This is a genomic window from Bacteroides graminisolvens DSM 19988 = JCM 15093, from assembly GCF_000428125.1.
Taxonomy (GTDB): Bacteria; Bacteroidota; Bacteroidia; order Bacteroidales; family Bacteroidaceae; genus Bacteroides; species Bacteroides graminisolvens.
Genome location: NZ_ATZI01000001.1, coordinates 77,328 through 102,542, shown reverse-complemented (window position 1 = coordinate 102,542; position 25,215 = coordinate 77,328). Strand labels below are relative to the sequence as shown.

Below are 25,215 nucleotides of genomic sequence, written 5' to 3'. Positions count from 1 at the left end.
TATGTAGACTTATTTTCTGGTTATCTCGGCATCATCGGTTACATAAAGGGGTCTGCCGTCGGGCTTTTCAAAATGGAAGTTGACATTCTCAAAATGAATGTTCCTAGCATGTCTAACGTAAAAACCTGAAGCGGGAATCGTGCCAAACATCCAAGGCTCCGGATACGCTTTTTCCTGTTCGGGTGGCGTTCTCTTGGCGTCTTCTTCCGTATAACCCCCTTGAAAATAGATATGAATGTCTTGAAAAGAGACATCCTCTATCCGTGCCCCGGGAATGCCGCTTATGATACACGAGTACCTCGAATCGGCATTAAAAACATTCACATGGCTTATCCGTATGCGCTTCATCGTTCCTATTGCCGTTCCTTCCGGACTACGCATACGGGCTCCTAATCTTAAGAAAATAGGGGCATTCACTATATCGCGCATGGTAATGTTGGATATAACAACATCTTCCAGATGACCACCGTCAACGGTCTCCAATGCCAGTCCCCTACAACGTTCAAAAATACAATTACTAATGGCTATATTCTTAAGGCCTCCACTTGATTCGGTTCCCAACTTAATTCTTCCGGTTACAAATCCATGGTCGGGTGCCTGCGGATGCAGCCGTTCGTATGTACCCGATATCATGGTGCCTTTATCAAATCCGGATACGTAACAACCGTTAATGGTAACGTTTTCGGTGTCACGAAAAAAACCTAGTGCATACGATGCTTTGAGCACGATGGCATCGTCCCAGGGAGAGTTCACACTACAATCGGATATTCGTACGTTCCGACAGCAATCAATATCAAATCCGTCGCGATTGGTATCTACTTTAAGATTATGAATGGTCAGATTATCTACACCGGTAGCCAACAAAGCGAAATGCCCGCAGTGTAACATGGAGAAATCTTTTAGAATTACATTCTTACATAATTTGAGACTGATGGCCTTATTGCCCACACCGGGTAATCTGCTTTCTTCACGGGTTAATCCTTTACCATTGATAAGCCCCGGTCCGCAGATGGTGACGTCTTCCAGACCGATGCCCCACATCAGTGAATTCTTCCAATGACTATGTCCGAAATCCTGATACAGGTTATGAGGGTTTTCCTCTGCTTCGTCATAACCTTCTGTCTGCGTAGGGAATGCTGCTATAATTTCAGCACCTGCTTCCAGATAAATGGTCAGGTGGCTTTTTAACCGAATGGAGTAGCAAGCGTATTTTCCTGTTGGAATATAGACGGTGCCTCCGCCGTTTTGAGCTGCTGCTTCAATAGCAGCATTTATGGCCGGAGAATCGATGTGCTTGCCATCTCCTGTGGCGCCATATTCTTTGATATTGTGTGTGGCTGCAACAAGATCGACAGTTGTCAGGCTAAGAAAAAACAGCAAACAGAGGATGTGTTTCATGGCTTTTTATTTTTAATGAGAGGCATTAAACGCATTTTCAAAAGATAATCGGCATTGCCATACATGGTATGCTCCGACGAGAGGTTCCAGAACCCGTCTTTATTTTGCGGATCGGCATCATAATCAATGACGGCCCAGCACAAACCTACGTATTTGTTCTCTTGTAGAATCGTTGGCTTTGACTTTTGCGGACCGGCAGCATCTGCATGATCAAAGGGAGTAATGTAAAACTCCAGTGTCAACTTTCCGGGTTTGCCCTCTTTGAAATGGTATTTATATGCGTAATCTGCGTAAGGTTTTTCTTTGAGCCAAACCTGTGGTCCCCACAACATACACCAGTCTTCTTTGTGCGGCGGGGTGAAAATGTGGTAGTTTTGTGCATGACAACCGTGAAAATTAAACCAACTTTGCCATACGTCAGTCTTTTTGCCGGGAAAGAATCTGTCTATAAAAGGGCCGCCTGAGCAGTTGCCATCTACTACCACCTCAAATATGTCAGTATTTAAACTGTTCTCGCTAAATCGCCAATAATTATCATAGGCTTCGTAAAGAAAATACAACCGATTGATTCCGGCGCACCAAGCCACCTTGACCCGAACATCCAAAGTTGACTTCTTGGCGCTGGTGTATCTCCCTTCATCTTCTTTCATCCGATCAATGCTGATCACGAATGAGTCGGGAACAGCTTCCCAATCTGCTGCGTTGCCGTCTATTTTAGGCAATTGTTCGGGGGTAAACTGCCATATCTTATACTCTTGAGCCATGCTGTTAACCGGCATAGCCAGAATCAGAATGAACAACCACCATTTTTTTAAATAAGCCTTCATTGGTATTGCTATTTATTGTATTCGTATTCAAAGAGATCTCGCAGCATGTAATAATTATAATCGGCTTGCTTGTTCTGTTTGTAAATACAGAGATAAAGTTTTTCTCCGTTTTTCAGAGGCGTGCGTCCCGATAAGGCCGGCGCACCTTGCCGGTATGTCTCTGATAGCTTTAGTTCAGAACTGAGAGGAGCTATTCCCTGAATAACTCGTAGCTTCATGCTTTCTCCGTAGTAACAGGTAAATGCATTCCCTTCTATGCTGAACACATTGTCTTTGCAATACGAGGGTTTTAAATGACTGTCTGTTTTATCGGCCAGTTCTACGCCGTAACACCCTCCGAAAGACCAAGTTAAATAAGTTTCGGCAGGTAAGTTAATGATTTCCGCTTCTAATATAATTCCATCTGTGTGAGATAGGTTTGTGACACGAATAATCAGTTCTGCCTTTGCTATAAACTCATCTTTGATCTTATAAATAATCTTCTGCTTGCTCTCTTTCGTCTTTATTTGAGTAAAATCTTTCAGCCATTTATTTTTGCCTTGGTTTTCTATACCGAAATGAAGATTTCCGGCCATTTCAGGTAAGTGAAATGAAAACTCAGGATGATCACAAGCTAAAATTCTGGAGCTCTTAACATCACCACCTATTACTCTTTGAAAATCCTTCTTGTCTTGAGCAAAAACCGGTACGGAAATTAAGAATACGCCCAGTAAATAACTGATAGTAAGCAATTTACTCATAACGAATGTTCTTTTTTAGCTGACTGTTCTTGTTAAATTCAATTTGGCTATTGTCGCTAATCTTTAGCTTGATATCTGTTAACCTGAATTTCTTTGTATGAGCTACGATACCGGCCTTTTCTGCCTCAACATCGAGGTTGTATAACGTAAAATCATTCAACGTGAGTGAATCATTCCATCCCGATGCAGAAATAAACTGTTTGGCATTGGTGGCTTTTACATTGGCCAAATATACATGATTAAAATGAGGATACCCTTTTTCAACGGGCTCAACTTTTTGCAGCATTACGTTCCAATGCTCAGGTACTTCCTTTCCTTCATATTCTGCCGGCAGTTCGGAGTAACTGTAGCTGGGGTTCCAGTTCAAATCAGCAGCCAGCACATTTTGTACGCCATCGGCAATCACGTCGGTCATGTATATGTATTCAACAGTTCCTCCCCGATTCAAAGCCGATTTCAGCCTGAGTGTAGAAGAAGTACCGTATGCCTGAAGATTATACCCCAATACATACCTGATATCTCCGGATGTTTCGCTTCCGCAAGTAATCAGTCCGGCTCCTTTTCGTGCAATGCAATTACGAACCACTACATATTCGGTGGGGCGGTTAACCCGTAATCCGTCGGCATCCCTTCCTGCCTTCAGACAGATGTTATCGTCATTACAGTCAATGTCACAACCATCAATAAGCACGTAAGTAGAAGAATCGATATCAATGCCGTCGGTACTAGGTCCGTGCCCGCCAATATTGTTGTTTACAGTGAGTTTGTGCAATGTACAATGGTTGGAGTACAATATTTGTATTCCCCAAAAGCCTGTTCGCATCAGCGTAAAATCCTTTAACGTGATATCAGAACATCCTGAAACAAGAATGCCCCGAACCCGTTTGCAGTCATAGTCAACAATCCACCTAAGACCTTTTTGGACGTACTCTTTCCGCATCTCCCAATACTTGTCCCAAAAGACTTTACCTCTGCAGTCAATTGTACCTGCTCCCGTTATACCAGCATGCTGCGTATCAATGATATTGATTACAGCCGATGGCCATACCATTTCGATACCTGCAATTCTAGACCTGAATTCGGGATACTGATTGATGTCTGTGCTTGCCAGTAAAGTGGTTCCGGTGTCAATGTGTAAGTAAACACCTTTTTTGACGAACAATGCTCCGGTCTGATAATATCCCGGCTCAAAAAGCACTTTACCTCCTCCTGCATTGCTACAGGCATCAATTGCTTTCTGTATAGCCTGCGTACTCAGGTAATTGCTGTCGTTCTGTGCTCCGAAATCTTTTACCTTAAATGTGTTTGTACTTTGGTTATCCTCTACTCTGCTACCCACTTCCGCTGCCCACGACAGATCTATTTGTTTGCCCGTGGTTCCCCATTGAAATGTTGGTACTTCACCTCTTTTCTGGGCATGTGTGTGTAGGCTTATTGTGACAAAGATCGCAAGAGTATTTATAATAATTTTCCTCATAAATGTAATCGTTATGCTTTATATTTACTTAGTTGCCGTCAGGTTTCTCTATTTCAGCAAAAGGACTCAGGTTCCAGTGAAATAAATGGATGTCGTCGGGATGATGAGGGTCGTACCTTTTAAAATCCTTTCTTATGTATTTCTGCAAAGGCATTTTCTGATCAATTATACCCTGCAAGATGCATTGTGCGATTTGATATGCTCCGTAAGGATTAAAGTGTGTATTGTCTTCCAATGCTTTTGTTTGCCCCGGATACGTATTGGCAGGATAATGAACGAATGCTTTCTTGGAATTTTCAACACCCATTGCTTCATAAAGTACACGGGTCATTGAATTGAGATCAATGAGAGGCACGTTTTCTTTGTGTGCCAGCCACTTCATGGCTTCGGGATAATCTTCGTGTGTATCTTTAATCTTTCCTCTCTCATCGAAACTTCTCCTTTGGGTTGGGGTTACCAGAATGGGGTGTGCACCACGTGCTCTAGCTTCGTCAATAAAGGTTTTCAGACTGGTCATAAAGGAATAGTACGCACCTTTTCCGGGCCCTTTTTGTTTTTGATCATTGTGTCCGAATTCCATAAAAAGGTAATCACCCGCTTTCATTTGGCTGAGTGCTTTCTTCAATCGTCCGGCAGCAATAAATGTATTGGCCGATTCACCCGATTCGGCGTAATTGGCAACACAAACCTGGTCGTCAAAGAAACGAGTGATCATTTGTCCCCAGCTAGCCCAAGGCTCGTTGTCCTGATCTACTACAGTAGAGTTGCCACACAAAAAGATAGTGGGTACATCACTGACTTTCTCGATGGTAAGAGCGGAAAGCAGGGGAGCATCTCCGTTGAACTCCAGCGTTAGTTTATTATCCCAATTCAACTTGCTCTTTTCGCGAACTTTTATTTTCACGTATTCACCCGGAGCAATTTCTGTATTGCGTTTATTGACTACAAATGACTGTTGCACGAATTCTCCTTTTCGTGTAGGCAGATTTTCAATGAATAACCTGCGTGATTCTGCTCGCACTGTGGTTACTCCGGCCGACTTCTTTGAACCTAACGTAACTGTTACACGGTAATTGCCATCGGGAACCGCCACGGAAAAATAGAAAGGCTTGTTTGCTTTCAAATCAGGTGCCGACTGTAAGTCGTATCCGTACCCCGTTTGTTCACTAAACACTTGTTGTTTAGTAATTTGCAATGCCTTTTCATCTTTCTTGTTTCCATCAAAACAAAATGAAAAACTTGTTTGCTGGGCGTAGCCGGTAACACTAAGCCATAATGCAGCCAGTAATGTGTATCTGTTCATAATTAGTAGATTATTTATATGCCTTTATTGCCTTTCACCGGTTTCAGCTCATCGGGTGAATCTTTTGTAAAAGAGTCAATTTTAGGCGCTTTTTTTATGAATAAATTCCGAATGATTTCGATGTCGACTTGTTCTGCCGGACGGAAACTATCTGAGTTCATGTAATCCAGAACAGACTTGTACATCTGTCGGGCAACCACTCTTTGGTCAAGGCGACTGGTCAGATCCATACTTGTCATTATCAATTTCCCTTTCAGAACGTTAGCTTCGAACAACATTCCTATTTTTCGGCTCACAAACCAGGTATCAATGCTTTGTATCAATGGCTGGAAATGATCCGGAAATTCTGTAAACTGCATTACCTGAGCTTTATTGAGTAATTCCCACCATTGTAAGTTGCTGTGAAACTCAGTGGGGAAGTTCTTGAACAACGGATGTTTGTCGTTTACCAATATACCGGTGGTATGCGGAGGACGCATCTTAAACCAAGAAGTATTCCAGAACACAGGAGTGAAGTATTGAACCACCTCTTTACCGTATGAAATTTTTCCCGCTGCTGTTATCAATACATTGCCGCCCTGTTCAAGTATCTGTTGTGCTTTACTATCTAGAGAGTCTGTTACATAAACCTCTCCCTGATTCATTTCTACCTTTTCGGGGTATACCCAGAAGTCCCAGTCATTAACAGCATCTGTACCTTCTATCCTTACCTCCAGATTTAGTTGTACAGGCTCAGTAATGTCTTTTAAATCGCAGCTAACTAGTCCCAGTTCAAAGCAATTCCCAACTGGGATGTCTTTGGTACATACGGTTCCGTTGCTAAATAATTTGCCCCACTTATCTTTGATTGTATACGTAACCAGCGCATTTTTGAGGGGATTCTTATGAAAATGAGCCACTTCTATGTTAGCCTTGAAAATTTCATTGTTGGTGTAAACGAATTTATCGATTCGAGCCAATGGAACAGTGGAACTGCAAAAACGACGAACCTGTTCGGATGTTACGTAGCCCTTCTCTTCAAAGAAAACATCCAGTAGTCCTACCAAAGCAGTACCTTGTCCGGAATAATCATTCAGGGCTAATAACTGAAAACCTGCATAATCGGGTGTACGGAGCGTCTTCTCAATTTCGTGTTTATAACACAACGCTTGCAACTTTCCAGATGCCATCATAAAGTCATGTGCTTTATCACCCATTTTGCCGTCATTCAACAGATCACGAAATATTTCAAAGTTTTTGGCTTTGTTGACTCCCGTATATTTCTTTATTTCATTGAAATTGGGGAAAGCACACCACTGCCCCGTTTCATGAGAAACATAAGGCTGTTTCACGGAGTCAATTCGCTGCCTGTAATCCGAATTCGATTCAGGCATGGAACCCACCCAGCTTAATCCCCTGGCTCCTGCTTTTACATGGTATTCGTTACGCGGTTGCCATTGCCAGCTTCCGCCTACAGAAGCACCTGTATAAACTCTTCTTGAATCTGCTTTTTTCCAGTAATCAACAAAGTCACTAACCCAAGCTACCCATCTTCCCGAAGGTTCGTTTCCACACGCCAGCATGCAGTATGAGGCATAATTACCGTATTCTTTGGTGAGTCTGATCGTCTCTTCCATCAGATACTTATCAATGGGTTGTCCCAGTCCCAGCTTCGGACCGTGATTGGGCCAGCTAGGTCCTTCAGGTTGTAGGTAAAATCCTACCAGATCTGCAGCAATGAATGCTGCTTCCGGAGGACAGAATGAGTGGAATCTCATGTGGTTTAAACCGTATTTGCGACAGATCCTGAATACCCGTTCCCATTCTTTGATACTCATCGGTGCATACCCGGTTAGTGGGAAATCACAGTTTTCTACAGTACCCCGAAGCATTGTTTTATTACCGTTTACATAAAACCATTTACCTTCAATCTTAAACTCACGCATACCAAACTGTACTGTTTTACTCTCTTTTCCGTGCTTGCTGATCAATTCGGCTTGTAATTTATATAACGCCGGATCAAACTCATCCCAAGTTAGCATATTCTCGCCCATGGGCAGATCCATCTGGCATTCAAGAACTCCTTCTTTGATGATGAAATCCTTTGATACGGACGGAACAACATGCTGTTTTCCTGTATTGAAACTTTTAGCCGAGAGTCTTATTTGAACGTTATCCTGATTAAATCCAGTTACCAGTTTAATCTTTACGTTTGCTTTTTTGTTTTGGAGGTCGGGGTATATTTGAATGTCATCAAAGTGAGTCACTGGGGTAGCTTGTAGCTCCATTCTCCCCACAATTCCATTCCAGTTGCCTTGTGTCTGGTCGGTTATACTGTGAGAATCCGGTCCCACATTGATTTCTTTAATGCGGTTGTCAATCCTGATGGAAACGCGACATTTCCCCTTAGATACCCATTGGGTGATGTCATAAACATGAGGCACACAGAGACTGTTTTGTGTGCCCACTTCCTTATTATTGATCCATAAGGTGGTTTCAATATGCGGACGCTCCAAGAACAAGAGTATTCGTTTGTTTTTCCAGTTTGAAGGAATGGTCACTTCTTTCTGATACCAAGCTACGCCCACATAGTGCTTATCGGGTGTTAGAAAGAAAGGCAGCTTTACGTTTCCTTCAACACGGTATTTTTCCATGTAAGGGTTGTAGTAGTATGAGCTATCATACAAACTACCTGTCCACTTGGTGTGAACGGTCACATCGTCTCCTTTTAATTTTTCGGGCATAGAGCCGGGCAGGTTGATTTCATCCTGCAACGTTTTTGCAAACCACTTTTCTCTTATCCCCATATCATTTCTGTCTATTTGGAACTTCCATTTGCCACTAATATCGGTGGCATTTTGGGCAACGATGTTTGTTATGATTGCGAAAAGCAATAAAGCTGTAAAAAAGATTTTTTGCATAATAAGCGCATTTGAAATTAACGGAATGCTAAAATATGCAGTTTTACTCTTTGCGCTAATAGAAAGATGTACATAATGATAGAAATTCGTATGAAAAGGGATGTTATTATATTCATTTGTACGATATTACAGTATTTTCAATCAATATGAATGGCTTTTAAGGAGTCCGTATTTTTGCTTTCTAACAGATTAAGCTATATTTGTATGGTTGATGTATGTATAAATTTTAATGACCATATTATGAAAAGGAAGAGTGTTTTATTGTGTTTTTTGTTTTTATGCGGGATCTCTATGTGGGGACAGAAGAATGCTTATTTGTTTTCCTATTTTATTAATGATAGTAAAGACGGACTGCATTTGGCTTATAGCAATGACGGGTTGAAGTGGACAGCCTTGAATAACGGGAAGTCTTTTTTGACACCTCAGGTGGGAAAAGATAAACTGATGAGAGACCCGAGTATCTGTGAAGCACCCGATGGAACCTTCCACATGGTTTGGACTTCGAGCTGGACAGATCGTATCATTGGATATGCTTCTTCCAAAGACCTGATACATTGGTCTGAACAGCGAGCAATACCCGTTATGATGCATGAACCGGGTGCTCACAATTGCTGGGCTCCCGAACTGTTTTACGATAAGCCTTCCAAAACCTTTTATATATTCTGGGCAACCACCTTGCCGGGAAGACACAAGGAAATACCTACCAGTGAAAGTGAAAAGGGACTGAATCACCGCATCTATTATGTTACAACGAAAGACTTCAGGGAATTTTCCGAAACCAAAATGTTTTTCAATCCCGACTTCAGTGTTATTGATGCTGCTATTCTTAAAGATAAGAACGGTGAACTACTTATGGTTGTGAAGAATGAAAATTCCAATCCTCCGGAAAAGAATTTGCGTATTACTACTTGTAGTAAAATAGAAGACGGTTTCCCAATAGAAGTGTCCGCACCCATTACCGGTAAATACTGGGCTGAAGGTCCGGCTCCTTTACTTGTAGGCAACGATGTGTATGTGTATTTTGATAAGTACCGTGAACATAAGTATGGAGCGGTACGCTCAAAAGACCGTCAAAACTGGGAAGACATTTCAGACTTGGTTACCTTTCCCAAAGGTACCCGACACGGAACAGCTTTCAAGGTAAAGAAGAGTGTTTTAAAGAAATTGAAGAGCTACCAAAGTGAATAAATAATCTCAAAAATAATACGTATGAAACATTTTTTATTGTCATCCTTCGTAGCACTACTCGTTGGCACTTCCCTGTGCCAGGCAGCGAGGCAGGCAGGGGGTAAATGGTTCAAAGAGAAAGATCTTACTTTGACCGGCGTGTATTATTACCCGGAGCATTGGAACCCGGAACAATGGGAACGTGACTTCAAACAAATGCACGAACTGGGGTTTGAATTTACTCATTTTGCTGAATTTGCTTGGGCCCAGTTAGAACCTGAAGAAGGTAAGTATGACTTTGCCTGGTTGGATAAAGCTGTGGCTTTGGCAGCCAAATATGACTTGAAGGTTATTATGTGTACCTCAACCGCTACTCCTCCGGTATGGCTGAGCCGTAAGTACCCGGAAATTCTGTTAAAGCAGGAAAACGGCATGATACTCGATCATGGTGCTCGTCAACACGCCTCTTTTGCGTCTCCCATATACAGAGAGTTAGCCTACAAAATGATTGAGCAATTGGCTAAGCATTACGGAAACGACTCTCGGATAGTAGGTTGGCAACTCGATAACGAGCCTGCGGTGCAGTTTGATTATAACCTGAAGGCTGAAATTGCTTTTCGTGATTTCCTCCGACAAAAGTATCAGAACTCCATCCGAAGACTGAACGAGGCCTGGGGTACTTCATTCTGGAGTCAGAATTATAAATCTTTTGATGAAATAACACTGCCTAAAATGAGCCAGATGTTTATGAATCACCATCAGATTTTGGATTACAGACGCTTTGCAGCTTTCCAAACCAATGATTTCCTGAATCAACAATGTCGGTTGATTAAGAAATATGCTCAAAACCAGTGGGTAACCACCAACTACATTCCCAATTACGATGAAGGGCATATTGGCGGCAGCAAAGATCTGGATTTTGTTTCATACACCCGATACATGGTTTATGGAGATAATGAAGGCATCGGCCGCAGAGGCTATCGGGTGGGTAATCCGTTGAGAATAGCTTGGGCAAATGACTTTTTCCGTCCGCTTAATGGTACCTATGGAGTAATGGAACTTCAACCCGGACAAGTGAACTGGGGAAGTATTAACCCGCAACCTCTACCCGGAGCTGTGCGGCTTTGGTTGTGGAGTGTTTTTGCCGGTGGCAGTGACTTTGTGTGCACCTATCGTTACCGTCAGCCGTTGTATGGGACGGAGCAATATCATTATGGCATAGTAGGTACAGATGGGGTAACGGTGACTCCCGGTGGAAGAGAATACGAGCAATTTATCAATGAAATCAGGTTGCTTCGTAAAGAAGCTACAGCGTATAATAATAAACCGTCGGATTATGTGGCACGTAGCACAGCTATCTTGTTCAATCACGAAAATGCATGGAGCATTGAAAGGCAAAAGCAGAATGCCACATGGAATACCATGGCTCACATTGAAAAGTACTACCGTACATTGAAATCGTTTGGTGCACCGGTTGATTTTATAACAGAAGAGAAAAATTTTAACCGCTATCCGGTCATGATTGTACCGGCCTATCAGTTGGCCGACGAGCCACTCGTTAGTCGCTGGGTAGACTATGTTCGTAAGGGCGGAAATTTAGTGGTGACATGTCGCACAGCCCAGAAAGACCGCTACGGTCGTTTGCCGGAAGCTGCGTTTGGCTCTTTGATTAATGGTCTGACGGGAAACAAGATGGACTTTTATGATTTGCTGCTTCCCGGTGACCCCGGTCTGGTAAAGATGGACGGTAAAGAATACCAATGGAATACATGGGGTGAGATACTCATTCCCGGAGAAACATCAGAAGTATGGGCTACCTACCAGAAAGAATTCTACGATGGCAAACCGGCTGTAACACACTATAAATTAGGAAAAGGTTCAGTCACCTATGTAGGAGTTGATTCTTTTGATGGTAAATTGGAAGCCGAGATACTTAAGAAATTATACGCCCGTTTGGGAATTGGCGTTCAGAGTTTACCTTATGGAGTAACGATGGAATATAGAAATGGCTTGGGGATAGTGCTTAATTATTCAGACCAGCCTTATCAGTTTACTCTGCCTAAAGGAGCCAAAGTCTTGATTGGCAATACCTTGATATCAACCGCAGGTGTTTTGGTTTTTAAACTAAACAATTAAAAAAGTACGCAGGTGAACTGATGGACCAATGCCATAGCTCACCTGCGTTTCTTTAACCAGTTAAAACATAACTATTTGAGCTTGTATATCTCTGTTCCTGCCAGCAGGAAACAACCTATACCGTAATCTTCAAAATCGGGAATGTTTGTATAGGTAACAGGCTGGCCGTCTTTAGGCTCCTTTCCCGTTCCTTGAACGTATCCCAAAAAGCCGTTTTCGTGAACTGCTTCTTTCACCATCGCATCCCATGCCTTTAGTGCGATCGGCAGATATTCTGCCTTATTTAATATACCGTTGTTGATGCCCCAAGCCATTCCATACACAAACAAGGCCGTTCCGCTTGTCTCTTTCCCTCCAAAGTTGGAAGGATCGTGCAGACTAACGTTCCAGAAACCATCTGAGCGCTGGCAAGCTTTTAATGCTTTGCTCATGGTAATGAAATCCTTGATGTAATCTGCCCGGTGCTTTTCATTCTTTGGAATCTCATTTACTACCCTGACTAAAGCAGCATATACCCAACCGTTTCCTCTTGACCAATAACAATCTTCACCGTTTGGCTCTTTGTAAGGTGCCACAAAATCGGCATCTCTCCACCACAAACCATCTTTCAGGTTAAAAAGTCCGCCTCCGTGCGTATTACGACTGTAGGCGTACATATCCCACATCTTGTCGAAATAGGCTGTATTACCGGTTAGCTTTCCTAGTTTGGCAAGCACAGGCATTCCCATCTGTATGGCATCAATCCATGTCCAGTCATCTACCTGAGGTGTATTTACCAGCATATCCATACAAGCCTTGATGTCTTTCAACATAGCAGGTGAAGTTGGGCAAATGTTATAAAGATCAATATACGTTTGTCCGCAACATTGGTCATCTGCATTGCGGGTAGTAGTTCCGTTGCGCATGCCCCATTTATGAAAATCAGACCATCCGTAGGCATACTGATAGTACTCCTCTTTGGGGAATATTTTATATAGTTCCATCAATCCTTCGTAATACACTCCTCTGGTCCATATATTACTGGGGCGTACTCTGTCTGTTTTAGAAGGCAAGGTGTAATCAGCGTATTTCTTCATAAAATAGCCATTTACAAGCGTGAGCGTTTTTAAAGTCTCCTGTTTGCTAGGCAATACCTGAGCCATTGCGCTCGATATAGCCATGCCTGCCAATACGATGAATGAAAATAGAATTTTGTTCTTCATGATTTTATTGTTTACTAGTTATATTTTGAGGCTTTATTCGTTTATCAATGTCCTTGAGGGCAAAGATAATGTTTAGCGGGCGATAGGGAGAATGGAAAATCATACGTTTGCATTTAATTTGGTTCAAATTGAGCTGTAGCTCTTCATAAAAAGTATGAAAAAAAGTATCACCAAGTATCACCAACGCCTTAATCGGTTGATATACAGAATCTTCTGTGTGATACTTGCCTCAAAAAAAGCCTCACCAAGTATCACCAAGTATCACCAACTTTTTCGCAGTGATTCCTTACAAGTTTATAGCTGTTTATTACTTATTTATAAGGATTTTCATCAGTACCCTTATGCGATTTATTTTGCAGGTGAGCAAATTTCGTCTCCACCCGGATGTACACAGTTTGTACACCCCCATGTACACGATCTGTAGATCCGGGTGTACGAATACCCTACACCCGGGTATACGAAAGATTTTAATAGGAGGAAAATATAATTGATGTTTGGGATTTAAAGTAGAATGCTTATTTTATTTATATGCTTATGCTATATAAAAATCAAATTAAATAGTATTCAGTCAAATTGAATAGTATTATTTGATGTACAAATAGGAATTTCTATGCATCTGTACATTTCTCCATTTGCTTTTATTTAGAAAAGAGGGAACTTTGCAACACTATTTAATATGGCGTTACATACAAGGATGTGTGAACAAACCGACAAATAAATATTTGCATAAATCATATTAAAAACATTGTTTAACTTAATAACTATGGTATGAAAGACAGAAGAAAACTAAGTCTGTTGTGTTACCCCGGGATGCCTCGGTGGCTATTAAAAGGAATGCATCAATTTCCAGCTTCCTTATTCTGCTTTATTCTTTTCTTTTCGCTGTTTGGGTTTCCTCAAGCGGTGAAGGCTTCAGTAGATGCTGTTCAGCAACAAAGAAATATTAGCATTAGTGGTGTTGTTGAGGACTCAAAAGGAGAACCTATCATCGGAGCTAACGTAAAGGTGAGCGGTGGAACCATTGGTACGATAACTGATTTGGATGGAGTCTTTAAACTAACAGTTCCTGCCGGAAGCAAATTAGTAATCTCTTTTATCGGTTACGACACAAAGACGGTTGAGGCAAAGAACAACATGAAAGTTATTCTGGAAGAAAGTGCTCTAGCATTAGGCGAAGTAGAAATCGTTGCTTACGGTGCTCAGAAAAAGGTTACTGTAACGGGAGCCATTTCCAGTGTAAAAGGAGGCGAACTAACAAAGACACCTACCGGCTCCGTATCAAATATGCTGTCGGGTCAGTTGACAGGGCTTACTACAGTACAGTACTCTGGTGAACCGGGTAAAGATGCTGCTACTATTTTTGTACGTGGGCAAGCAACATGGAGAGATTCAGGGCCTTTAATTCAGGTTGACGGAGTGGAAAGAAGCTTTAATGAAATTGACCCTAATGAAATTGAGAGTATCACTGTATTGAAAGATGCTTCAGCTACGGCTGTTTTTGGTGTACGTGGAGCTAATGGAGTTGTTTTAATTACAACCAAACGTGGTCAGGAAGGGAAAGCAAAAATATCAATTACAACTTCAGCTAGTATTATAACTCCTACCGAGACTATTGATAAGGCAAATGCTTATGATTATGCGTTATTCTACAATAAAATGCAGAAGAATGATGATCCCAATGCAGCTCCTATGTTTTCTGATGAGGTGATTCAGAAATTCAAAGATCATTCGGACCCTATTCGTTTTCCTGATACTGACTGGGTAGAATACTGTTTGAAAGATGCTGCTATTCAAACACAGCACAATATTAATATAACTGGTGGAACACAGTCTGTGCGTTATTTTATCTCGGCTGGTGCATACACTCAGAATGGCTTGTTTAAGCAATTTGATCTGCCATACGACTTAAGTTATCAGTATAATAGGTTTAACTATCGTTCAAACTTAGATATTGATGTTACTAAGTCGACTACTATCTCTTTGAACTTAGGAGGTAGTGTTGATAACTCTTATAAACCTTATACCGGACAAGGTTCCGAAGGTATGCTGAAAAATATGTATTGGGCTACTCCTTTCTCAAGTCCGGGGTTAGTGGACGGAAAGATGGTTTATGCTACTACAGAATATGGTTTGCCTTTCGTAGGAGGATCGGGTATGACTTATTACGGTGGCGGCTTTATGAGTACAAGCGTAAACAAGTTGACTTCGGATATTATTCTGAACCAAAAACTCGATTTTGTAACCAAAGGACTTTCATTTAAAGTGAAAGGCTCTTATAATGGTAGCTTTACAAATTATAAAAATGGTGTAGCAAGTATTGCTACCTATACTCCTGTTTTGAGAAGTGACGGCTCTATTGCTTATAAAAAGAGTGGAGAAAACTCTCAGGTTAGTTACAAAGAAGAGGAGAGTGGCAAAGCTCGTAACTGGTACATGGAGACCGGATTCAATTACGATCGTACGTTTGGTGAACACCATGTTTCCGGGCTTGTACTTTATAACCAATCAAAAATATATTATCCTAGTACATACTCAGATATTCCCGCAGGATATGTAGGTTTAGTAGGCCGTGCTACCTATGATTGGAAAAGCCGTTATATGGTTGAATTCAACATTGGATATAACGGATCTGAAAATTTTGCACCCGATAAACGTTTTGGTACGTTCCCCGCTGGCTCTATTGGATGGGTTATCAGTGAAGAAGATTTTTGGAAACCAATAAAACCCATTATTAACTATATGAAGTTCCGTGTATCAATGGGACTTGTTGGTAATGATAAAATAGGTGGTTCTCGATTTATGTATCAACCGGATCCCTATGGTATAAACAATGAAACAGCTCCTAACCGATTGGGATATGGCTATTTCTTTGGTATTAATAACGGAACTATTAGCAAAGGTGCCTATGAACAAGCAAGAAACAATGCCGATGTTACCTGGGAGAAAGCCTTCAAGCAGAACTATGGTGTTGATTTTAGCCTTTTGAATGACCGCCTAAAAACAGGATTCGATTATTATAAAGAACATCGTAAAGACATCTTGTTGTCAGATGGTACAGCTCCAAGCGTATTAGGATTCACTTTACCTCCTGCAAATCTTGGTATTGTTGACAGTTGGGGATGGGAAGTGTCTTTGAAATGGAACGATAATATAGGGAAAGATTTTAGATATTATTTGGGATTAAACCTTTCTTATAACCAAAACGAAATTGTGGAACAAAAAGAGGCTCCACTGAATAACGCATATCAATATGCAAAAGGACATCGCATCGGCGCGCGTTCGTTGTATAAATTCTTTGAGTATTATAATGAGAATACGCCTCAGCGTTATAAAGAGGTCTTTGGACAAGAATTCCCAACTCAGCTGCAAACATTGCAAAATGGAGATTGCGTGTATGTGGATCTTGATAACAACGGAAAGATTGATACGAATGATATGTCAAGAGAGTTTGGTTATACCGATGACCCTGAATATCTTGCCGGTATCAATATGGGATTCAGCTGGAAGAACTTTGACGTAACACTTCAATGGACGGGTGCATGGAATGTATCTCGGGTAATTGATGATTTGTTCCGTCGTCCGTTTGTAAGTGGCAGCACAAATAACCAAGGAGGTTTGTTGCAGTATCATGTAGACAATACGTGGAATGCTGAGAATCCTTCTCAGAGTGCAGCTTATCCCAGAGCAACTTGGGTTAATGCCACAAACAATTATGCAGCATCAACTTTATATGAAAAAGATGCTAGTTATCTTCGCTTGAAGAGCTTGCAAGTTGCCTATAATTTCAACTTCCCTTTCATGAAGAAGATAAAACTAAATACTTGCCAGTTGGCACTTAGTGGTTATAATCTTCTTACTATCTCAGATTATATGTGGGGCGATCCGGAATCGAGAGCTACTGGCTCACCTACTTATCCGTTGACCAAGACCTATTCCTTAAGTCTGAAGCTTGGTTTTTAATTTAAAATGCTATGACGATGAAAATAAGAAATAAATCGATACTCGTAATGGCTACCTGCATGTCAATAAGCGCTTTGTTTTCATGCGTGGATGATGTGAAATTTGGTGATGCTTTCCTTGAGAAAGCTCCCGGAGGTAGCGTAACAAAAGATACTGTCTTCAATAATGCAGAATATACTCGTCAATTCTTAACGAGTTTGTATTCTTACCAATATTATGGACTACCTTATTATAATGGTTCGGGAGATTTTCCGGAAGCAAATAACCCTTATGTGGGAAAATGTGAAGTCTTATCTGATTGTTGGCATGCCAATTGGTCGGGTTCAGCTATGTATAACCGTTATTATTCAGGTTCTCACACAGCAGGTTATGGTCGTCTTGCCGACAAATGGCATTATATAACCAATAGAGTTTGGCAGGCAGTTCGTGCAGGATGGTTATTGATAGAGAACGTTGACGGCGTTCCCGGATTAAGCAACGAAGAAAAACTATCAATTAAAGCTGAAGCAAAATGTATCATTGCAGCCCGCTATTTTGATACGTTCAGGCATTACGGTGGAATACCTATTATTAAAGCTTCTTTCAGTGGGACAGATGCTTCTTACGATATGCCGCGAGGAAGCGTGGAGGAAACTGTTAATTTTATGGTAGGTTTACTTGATGAAGCAGCAGCTTCTTTACCTTGGAATGTAGATGAGAGTGAAGCATCTAATGAAGAAGGTCACTGGACCAAGGCAGCAGCAATGGCTCTGAAATGTAGAATATTACTGTTTGCTGCTTCTCCACTTTTTAATGATACAGAACCCTATCATACAGATGGAACCAATAATCCGGCAGTGTGGTATGGTGCTTATAAGCCTGAGCTTTGGACGCGCTGTAAAGATGCATGTGCTGAATTCTTTACTGAACTGAACAAGAATGGGCACTATGAGTTAGTTCAGGCTACGGGAGTTCGTCCGCAAGATTACAGATTGGCATATCGTAAAGGGTATGCGACTATGGGTAGTAGCGAGATTTTATTGAGAGTTAGTGTCACAACTACTGATGCTTTCAAATCGGGTTATTATAGCTGGCACCAATGGAGTGATCCTTTGATGAGTGTGCAGCGAACTTCTTATTGTCCAACTCAGGAATATGTTGAAATGTTCCCGTGGGCTGATGGTACTCCTTTTGATTGGGATAAAACGGCAGCTGATGGCAAATTGGACCAAATGTTTCTTACTGGTACCGTTGCAAAAGGAAACATAACACTTACTCGCGACCCTCGTTTGTATGAAGAAGCCATTGTTAATGGACAACAGAAAACACTCGATTGGACAACTGGTAACATGAGTGGTCAAAGTTTTGAAATGTGGGTTGGCGGTACAGATGCTCAGTTGAGACCTGAAACTCAATCGGGCGCTTATGGAACAGGTTATGCACCTATTAAGTTCCTGATGGGAGATGATATGCTCCGTCAATATACGGAATGGCCTTATCTGAGACTCTCGGAAATGTATCTTACTTATGCTGAAGCTCTTTTGCAGACTGGTGATTTGGCTGGTGCAATCAAACAAGTAGATGTTGTACGTTCGCGTGTTGGCTTAGGTGGGCTTGCAGAATGCAACCCTACCAAGAATTTGAAGTCAGATAAGAGTGCATTACTTCAGGAAATACTTCGGGAGCGTGTTTGTGAATTAGGCATGGAGGACTGTCGTTTCTTTGATATGATTCGCTATAAAATGAAGGATCGTTTTGAAAAGCAATTGCATGGACTTCGCATTTACCGTTTGGATGCATCTGGCAACAGAGTTAAAACAGCTTGGTATAATGGAGATAGGAAAAATGGTGTTGAAATGCCTACTACGTTTGAATACGAAAGATTTGAAATTTCAGCTCCAACACGTTATTGGTGGACCAACGGATTTGATCCGAAGTGGTATCTGTCACCATTCCCTCAGACAGAAGTAAATAAAGGATACGGGTTGATACAAAATCCCGGATGGTGATGAGAAAACTGTATTCAATTTGTAAATTGAAAGTTATTATGAAAAAAAAGAATATAATTATTCCAGCATTTCTTGCTGTTGTTAGTTTGCAAGGATTTGCACAGGAAGCTAATGATAGTATTTTGGGGAAATCAACATCTTTTTCCAATCAACCTGTTCACGTTGGTTATAATAGTACCCAAAGATTAGAAGAATCAACTTCATCTGCTTCCATCATTTATGGAGATCAGATTAATAAAAGAGGGGCCAAAAACGTGACCACTTCTCTGTATGGCCAAGGCTTGGGGCTTACTGCTTTGCAAGAGTCGGGTTCATACACCAAGCAAAGTTCGGCATTGTATATTAGAGGCCTTCAAAGCTTGTCGGGTAGCACTCCTCTTATTTTGGTTGATGGTATTGAACGTGACCTTGATTTTATTACCCCTGAGGAGGTTGAATCAGTTACTATATTGAAAGATGCGGCAGCAGTTGCTCTGTATGGTTACAAAGGTATCAATGGTGTTTTGCATGTAGTTACAAAACGTGGAAAATACAATTCAAAAGAAATAAATGTTTCTTATGATCATGTAATCAACTGGCAAGCCAGACGCCCCAAATTTGCTGACGCATACACGTATGGGAGTGCAATAAATGAGGCTTTGAAGAATGATGGACAGGCTATTCGTTATTCTGATGATGAATTAAACGCCTTTCGTTCAGGTAAATATCCTTATCTGTATCCTAATGTTGATTGGGTAAAGGAGACTTTTAAAGATACCGGCGCTTCTAACATCTACAATGTAAGCTTTCGTGGGGGAGGTAGTAAATTCCGTTACTATGCTTTGGCAAATCTCACTAATAACAGCGGTTTTATTGCTAATCCTAATATGAATGATGGATACTCTACCCAAGATATGTACTCAAAAGCTAATTTGAGAACAAATTTGGATATTGATTTGACCCCTAAAACGAAGCTGATTGTTAATCTGTTGGGTACTTTAAGCGAATCAAGAGTTCCTGGGCATAACGAGGATAGCGATTCGAAAAAAAATACAGACTTATGGAATATGATCTATTCCTTACCTTCAGCGGCAATACCTGCTAGATTAGAAGATGGAACATGGGGCGGTAGCTCTATCTGGCCCGGAACTAGTAATCCGGTAGCGATGTCGCAAGCTGCTGCTTACTCAAAAGGGCATAACTATTCTTTGTTTGCTGATATGAAACTGTCTCAAGATTTATCTTCTATTACTCCAGGCTTGAGAGCACATGTTCTTATGGCTTATGATAATATTTCCAATTATTGGGAAAATCATTCAAAAACTTTTGTCTATGGCAGTAATGCGGTAACAGGTTGGGCGAACGGTGAACCCACTACTACTCAATACTATAAAGGTGGAGCAGATACGGGTATGGGAACAGAATCTAACATCATTGGATGGAATAGAGCTCTTAATTTGGCCGGTAGCGTGGATTACACAAATAATTTTGGTGATCACAGTCTTTACTCTCAACTGAAGTGGGATTACGAATATAGAAACACCAAAGGATTAAATCACACTTGGTATCGTCAGAATGCATCTTTGTATGCCCATTATGGATACAAAGCTCGTTATTATGCTGACGTGACTTTGGTTGCTTCGCAGTCCAATAAATTGGCTCCCGGACATAAATGGGCTTACTCTCCCACCATATCTGCGGCATGGGTAATGAGCAAGGAAGATTTTATGAAGGATATTTCTTTCATTGATTTCTTGAAAGTTAGGGCATCATTTGGTATTATCAATGTTGACAAACTTCCTATTAGCGATGATACAGAACAGGAAGGTTATTGGGAACAAGTTTATACAGGAGGATCATACTACCCCTTTGATACCGGTTATTCTGTAGGAACAAGCAGTTGGACTCTAGGCCGTTTGGCCTCATTAAATTCTACGCATGAAAAGGCCTATAAATATAACTTTGGTGTTGATGCCACCCTCTTTAATGGATTAAATCTGATGATTGATGGCTATTACCAACGTCGTAGTGATATTTGGGTATCTTCAAGTGGACAATATTCTTCTGTATTAGGGTTTACTGCTCCTTTTGAAAATGGAGGAGTTGTTGATAGCTGGGGAGTTGAAGTGGGTGCCGATTATACTAAAAATATTGGTGAAGTAGCTTTTAATATAGGTGCAAATTTTACATATAACAAAAACAAGGTAATAGAAATGATGGAGGAACCTCGTCTCTATTCAAACTTGAAGCAAACGGGTAACGCTCTAAATCAAATTTATGGATTGAAAGCTATTGGTTTCTTTAAAGATCAGGCCGATATTGATGCCAGTCCGGTTCAACAGTTTGGAACGGTTAAGCCCGGAGATATTAAATACCAAGATATTAATGGAGACCAAAAGATTGATGAAAATGATAAATGTGATTTAGCTTACAGTAATGTGGTTCCTGAAATTTATTATTCATTCCGATTGGGCGCTGAGTGGAAAGGTGTTGGCTTTAACGCTTTGTTCCAAGGAACAGGTAATTATTCTGCTATCCTGAACACAAAAAGTGTCTATTGGCCCTTGATTAATAATACAACTATTTCTCAGCATTATTATGATAACAGATGGACGGAGAATAATATGAATGCAAAATATCCTCGTCTGACATCTCAGAGCAACGAGAATAACTACCAAAATAACAGTGTTTGGGTAGAAGATCGTTCTTTTCTGAAACTACGTACGGTTGAACTTTATTATAATTTGCCAGCGTCATTGTTGAGTAAGACAAAGATTATGAAAGGTGCAAAAGTATATGTGAGAGGTACTGATTTACTTTGCTTTGATCATATAAAAATTGCCGATCCTGAATCTTATGGAGCTACTAGCCCTTTAACAAGAAGTGTGTTGGCTGGACTGGCCGTGGAGTTTTAATTTGTAGAACAAATTAATTTGAATGAATTATGAAATTTAAAACGATAATTAGCTGTGCCGTTTGTGTGTTAACAGTAGCCTCTTGTGATAAAATGGATTATCGCGAATACACAAATTATGGCAAAGATTATATGGAACTTTCCTATGATAATGTTAGTGGGCTGATAACGAACATTTATACCAAATTAGATTATGATTTTGGCCAAAGCTACTCAGGAGGAATGCTAGCATCTGCTTGTGATGAGGCCGAATACGCATACAATTCAAACGCAGTGTGTGATTTTTACAATGGTTCATGGAGTCCTGCAAATGCCAAAGAAAGCACTTGGACAAACAGTTATGCCGCCATTCAAATGTGTAATCATTATCTTGATGGATTCCAAGGGCTGACTTTCCCTGAGTTGGAATTGAATCAAGATTATGATGCTAAAATGAATAGCTATAATAACTATGCTCATGAAGCAAGGTTTTTAAGAGCCTATTTCTATTTTAATCTGGTACGTCAATATGGAGGTGTTCCTCTGGTTACTCATGTACCGACTACTCAGGAAGTGAATAAACTAACTCGTGCTTCTTCTGAAGATATTTTTAAATTTATTGAAACGGAATGTGATGATATAACAAATAAAATTATTGCTGACTATACGGCATTGGGATCATTGGCATTGAGTACTCCTGAAACAGCCAGAGCAAATCGATTAACCGTTTTAGCATTGAAAGCTCGTGCAGCTCTTTATGCTGCCAGCCCCCTATTTAATACAACTGATTCTAAAGAACTATGGAAAAAAGCTGCGTTGGCAAATAAAGCAGTCTTGGACTCTGCCGTAGTTTATAAAAAATATCTTGTTAAATATTCAGAGCTGTGGGGTGAAACAAACTGGACAAAAGATGAAATGATCTTTATGCGTAGAATGTATCCGGATGCAACAAATACATTGGAAGGATATAACTTTCCAATTGGTGTTGAAGGAGGAAAATCAGGAAATTGCCCTACTCAAACTTTAGTTGACGCTTATGAAATGAAAGCGACAGGCAAATTGTGGAACGAAACAGGTAGCGGTTATGATCCCACCAAACCATACGTAGGGCGTGATCCTCGTTTTGAACTGACTATTGCTAAAAATGGTGATACCAAATGGCCTACTTATAATACACTGGCACTACAAACTTACTATGGAGGAGCCAATGGTGAGCCTATTACTGGAGCAACGCCCACAGGATATTACTTGAAGAAATATTGTGATGCTTCTGTTAACTTAACAGCTGGTAAAACTAATACCAAACGTCACACTTGGATCACTTATCGTTTAGGAGAATTTTATTTAAATTATGCGGAGGCTGTATTCAAATATTTGGGTTCGGCAGATGCTACATCTCCAGAGTTTCCTCTGTCTGCCCGTGAGGCGGTAAATATGATTCGTAATCGTGCTGATGTGAAAATGCCGTTACTATCAGCAGGTCTTAGTAGTGAGGACTTTTGGAAAAAATATGAAAATGAACGCATGGTAGAGCTTGCATTCGAAGGACATCGCTTTTGGGATATTAGAAGATGGAAAGAAGGTGATAAGCTGAAGAGTATCGTTCAAATGAAGATTACAAAGAACGATGATGGGACGTTTACTTATACTCGTAAAATTGTAAACAGGAGCTGGGATGATAAGATGTACTTATTCCCAATTCCACAATCAGAGAGAATGAAGAATCCCAATTTAACTCAAAACCCTGGCTGGGAGTAGTTAGATTTATTTAAATGAATAAAAGGAGTTAAAATGAATCTGTTTTAACTCCTTTTTATATAAACACTAAGTAATAATATGAAACATAGTTATATATGGAGCGCTTTTTCATTTACATTATTAGGCTCTGCCTCTGTAAATGCTGAGGCACATGATGCAAATGAGAAGAAAGAAGCTGAGCGTCCTAATATTATTTTTATTTTGGCAGACGACATGGGTTATGGGGATTTATCATGCTATGGCAATAAAGACATTGAAACGCCCCATATTGACAAGTTGGCTCAGACAGGAACTCGTTTTACACAGTGCTATGCCGGTTCAGCTATTAGCTCTCCTTCCCGATGTGCATTGATGACCGGTAAGAATACGGGTAATACAACTATCCGTGATAATTTTTGTGAAGCAGGTGGCATAGAAGGTTTAAAGGGACAAAATATGATTCGCAGAATGCATCTGTTGCCCAATGACACTACCATCGCTACCGTGCTTAGCGCGGCAGGATATAAAACCTGTTTAGTGAACAAATGGCATCTGGATGGCTTTAACCCAGAAGCGACTCCTCTAAACAGAGGCTTTCAAGAGTTTTACGGGTGGTTGATAAGTACACCTTACTCGAACGATCCTTATTATTATCCTTATTGGCGCTTCAATAATTCGCAATTGGAGAATATTGAGGAAAATAAAAATGATCAGCATATTAAGCACAATACTGATATATCTACAGAAGATGCTATTCGTTTTATTCGCCGGAATAAAGAAAACCCTTTCTTTCTGTATCTTGCCTATGATGCACCTCACGAACCTTATGTGATTGATGAGACAAGCTGGTATGATGACAAAGCATGGGAAGGCAATACCAAACGTTACGCTTCACTTATTACACACATGGATAGAGCCATCGGCAGGTTAATTAATGAACTGGAGCAATTGGGAATACGCGATAATACGCTAATTGTTTTTGCATCCGACAATGGCGCAGCTGTACAAGCTCCTCTGGCAGAACTCAAATGCAACGGTTCATTAAGAGGAAGGAAAGGACAGCTGTACGAGGGTGGCATTAGAGTTCCCTTCATTGTGAATCAACCCGGTAAGGTAAAAGTGCAGGAACTTGATAACCTGATTTATTTTCCGGATGTGATGCCTACATTGGCTAATTTAGCCCGGGCAACGGATAAGCTTCCTCAAAAAATAAATGGAATGAACATACTTCCTTTATTCTATGGGCATCAGGTTGAAACGAATAATAGGTTGTTGTATTGGGAGTTTACCGGAAAGCAACGGGCGGCAAGAAGAGGTGACTGGAAGGTTGTCTCCGTCAAGAAAGACGCACCTTTGGAGCTTTATCATATAAGCAAGGATATGACAGAATCAACGAATTTAGCTCAGGATCATCCTGAAATAGTAAAGGAGTTTGAACAAGAAATGAATAAAATGCGTACTCCTTCACCAAACTGGCCTCTGCCGAATGAATAGAATTACTTGAATAA

At 40.8% G+C, this 25,215-nt stretch carries 13 protein-coding genes and 1 pseudogene; 7 read left to right on the top strand and 7 right to left on the bottom strand.

Annotation, left to right across the window (positions count from 1 at the left end):
• Positions 1–9 precede the first annotated feature (9 nt).
• From C511_RS0100395 to C511_RS0100370, 6 genes are read right to left on the bottom strand one after another with little or no spacing between them, the layout of a single operon-like run.
• Positions 10–1,398, bottom strand: coding sequence for a rhamnogalacturonidase (locus C511_RS0100395; RefSeq protein WP_027317630.1), 1,389 nt, complete (start codon positions 1,396–1,398; stop codon positions 10–12).
• The gene (locus C511_RS0100390) at positions 1,395–2,225 is read right to left on the bottom strand and encodes a hypothetical protein (protein ID WP_024996026.1); all 831 of its coding nucleotides are present in this window, start codon (positions 2,223–2,225) and stop codon (positions 1,395–1,397) included. The genes C511_RS0100395 and C511_RS0100390 overlap by 4 nt, the downstream gene beginning before the upstream one ends.
• 8 nt (positions 2,226–2,233) lie before the next feature.
• Positions 2,234–2,965 (bottom strand): DUF4450 domain-containing protein, encoded by a 732-nt coding sequence (locus tag C511_RS17125; RefSeq protein WP_024996027.1) that lies wholly within the window; start codon positions 2,963–2,965, stop codon positions 2,234–2,236.
• The gene (locus tag C511_RS0100380) at positions 2,958–4,442 is read right to left on the bottom strand and encodes a glycoside hydrolase family 28 protein (protein ID WP_024996028.1); all 1,485 of its coding nucleotides are present in this window, start codon (positions 4,440–4,442) and stop codon (positions 2,958–2,960) included. The genes C511_RS17125 and C511_RS0100380 overlap by 8 nt, the downstream gene beginning before the upstream one ends.
• Positions 4,443–4,470: 28 nt before the next feature.
• Positions 4,471–5,745: a rhamnogalacturonan acetylesterase gene (locus tag C511_RS0100375; RefSeq protein ID WP_024996029.1), complete on the bottom strand. Its 1,275-nt coding sequence runs from the start codon at positions 5,743–5,745 to the stop codon at positions 4,471–4,473.
• 14 nt (positions 5,746–5,759) lie between these two features.
• The gene (locus tag C511_RS0100370) at positions 5,760–8,645 is read right to left on the bottom strand and encodes an exo-beta-1,4-galactosidase (RefSeq protein ID WP_027317629.1); all 2,886 of its coding nucleotides are present in this window, start codon (positions 8,643–8,645) and stop codon (positions 5,760–5,762) included.
• Between the two features lie 291 nt (positions 8,646–8,936).
• Here C511_RS0100370 and C511_RS18220 point away from each other — a divergent pair.
• Together C511_RS18220 and C511_RS0100360 are read left to right on the top strand one after the other, a co-directional pair.
• Positions 8,937–9,812 (top strand): annotated as a pseudogene (locus C511_RS18220) (glycoside hydrolase family 43 protein); the annotation flags it as partial.
• 42 nt (positions 9,813–9,854) lie between these two features.
• The gene (locus C511_RS0100360) at positions 9,855–11,948 is read left to right on the top strand and encodes a beta-galactosidase (protein ID WP_024996031.1); all 2,094 of its coding nucleotides are present in this window, start codon (positions 9,855–9,857) and stop codon (positions 11,946–11,948) included.
• Positions 11,949–12,019: 71 nt separating this feature from the next.
• Here the strand turns inward: C511_RS0100360 and C511_RS0100355 are convergent, their stop codons facing one another.
• Positions 12,020–13,150: a glycoside hydrolase family 88/105 protein gene (locus C511_RS0100355; RefSeq protein WP_024996032.1), complete on the bottom strand. Its 1,131-nt coding sequence runs from the start codon at positions 13,148–13,150 to the stop codon at positions 12,020–12,022.
• A gap of 768 nt (positions 13,151–13,918) precedes the next feature.
• Here C511_RS0100355 and C511_RS0100350 point away from each other — a divergent pair.
• The 5 genes from C511_RS0100350 to C511_RS0100330 all read left to right on the top strand — a co-directional run bounded on the left by C511_RS0100350 (position 13,919) and on the right by C511_RS0100330 (position 25,201).
• Positions 13,919–17,110 carry a SusC/RagA family TonB-linked outer membrane protein gene (locus C511_RS0100350; protein ID WP_024996033.1) on the top strand — a complete coding sequence of 1,064 codons (3,192 nt, stop codon included), beginning with the start codon at positions 13,919–13,921 and terminating at the stop codon, positions 17,108–17,110.
• Positions 17,111–17,127: 17 nt separating this feature from the next.
• Positions 17,128–19,098, top strand: coding sequence for a RagB/SusD family nutrient uptake outer membrane protein (locus C511_RS0100345; RefSeq protein ID WP_027317628.1), 1,971 nt, complete (start codon positions 17,128–17,130; stop codon positions 19,096–19,098).
• A gap of 38 nt (positions 19,099–19,136) precedes the next feature.
• Positions 19,137–21,992: a SusC/RagA family TonB-linked outer membrane protein gene (locus C511_RS0100340; protein ID WP_027317627.1), complete on the top strand. Its 2,856-nt coding sequence runs from the start codon at positions 19,137–19,139 to the stop codon at positions 21,990–21,992.
• 29 nt (positions 21,993–22,021) lie between these two features.
• On the top strand, positions 22,022–23,728 hold the full coding sequence (locus C511_RS0100335) for a RagB/SusD family nutrient uptake outer membrane protein (protein WP_027317626.1): 1,707 nt from the start codon (positions 22,022–22,024) through the stop codon (positions 23,726–23,728).
• 78 nt (positions 23,729–23,806) lie between these two features.
• A complete protein-coding gene (locus tag C511_RS0100330; RefSeq protein WP_024996034.1) occupies positions 23,807–25,201 on the top strand; it encodes a sulfatase-like hydrolase/transferase in 1,395 nt (464 codons plus the stop codon).
• Positions 25,202–25,215: the final 14 nt, after the last annotated feature.

Excerpts from the sequence above, each read along its gene's own strand:
- C511_RS0100345 (WP_027317628.1), top strand. The coding sequence starts at position 17,128 with ATGAAAATAAGAAATAAATCGATACTCGTAATGGCTACCTGCATGTCA.
- C511_RS17125 (WP_024996027.1), bottom strand. The coding sequence starts at position 2,965 with ATGAGTAAATTGCTTACTATCAGTTATTTACTGGGCGTATTCTTAATT.
- C511_RS0100350 (WP_024996033.1), top strand. The coding sequence starts at position 13,919 with ATGAAAGACAGAAGAAAACTAAGTCTGTTGTGTTACCCCGGGATGCCT.
- C511_RS0100375 (WP_024996029.1), bottom strand. The coding sequence starts at position 5,745 with ATGAACAGATACACATTACTGGCTGCATTATGGCTTAGTGTTACCGGC.
- C511_RS0100355 (WP_024996032.1), bottom strand. The coding sequence starts at position 13,150 with ATGAAGAACAAAATTCTATTTTCATTCATCGTATTGGCAGGCATGGCT.
- C511_RS0100390 (WP_024996026.1), bottom strand. The coding sequence starts at position 2,225 with ATGAAGGCTTATTTAAAAAAATGGTGGTTGTTCATTCTGATTCTGGCT.
- C511_RS0100340 (WP_027317627.1), top strand. The coding sequence starts at position 19,137 with ATGAAAAAAAAGAATATAATTATTCCAGCATTTCTTGCTGTTGTTAGT.
- C511_RS0100380 (WP_024996028.1), bottom strand. The coding sequence starts at position 4,442 with ATGAGGAAAATTATTATAAATACTCTTGCGATCTTTGTCACAATAAGC.
- C511_RS0100370 (WP_027317629.1), bottom strand. The coding sequence starts at position 8,645 with ATGCAAAAAATCTTTTTTACAGCTTTATTGCTTTTCGCAATCATAACA.
- C511_RS0100330 (WP_024996034.1), top strand. The coding sequence starts at position 23,807 with ATGAAACATAGTTATATATGGAGCGCTTTTTCATTTACATTATTAGGC.
- C511_RS0100335 (WP_027317626.1), top strand. The coding sequence starts at position 22,022 with ATGAAATTTAAAACGATAATTAGCTGTGCCGTTTGTGTGTTAACAGTA.
- C511_RS0100395 (WP_027317630.1), bottom strand. The coding sequence starts at position 1,398 with ATGAAACACATCCTCTGTTTGCTGTTTTTTCTTAGCCTGACAACTGTC.
- C511_RS0100360 (WP_024996031.1), top strand. The coding sequence starts at position 9,855 with ATGAAACATTTTTTATTGTCATCCTTCGTAGCACTACTCGTTGGCACT.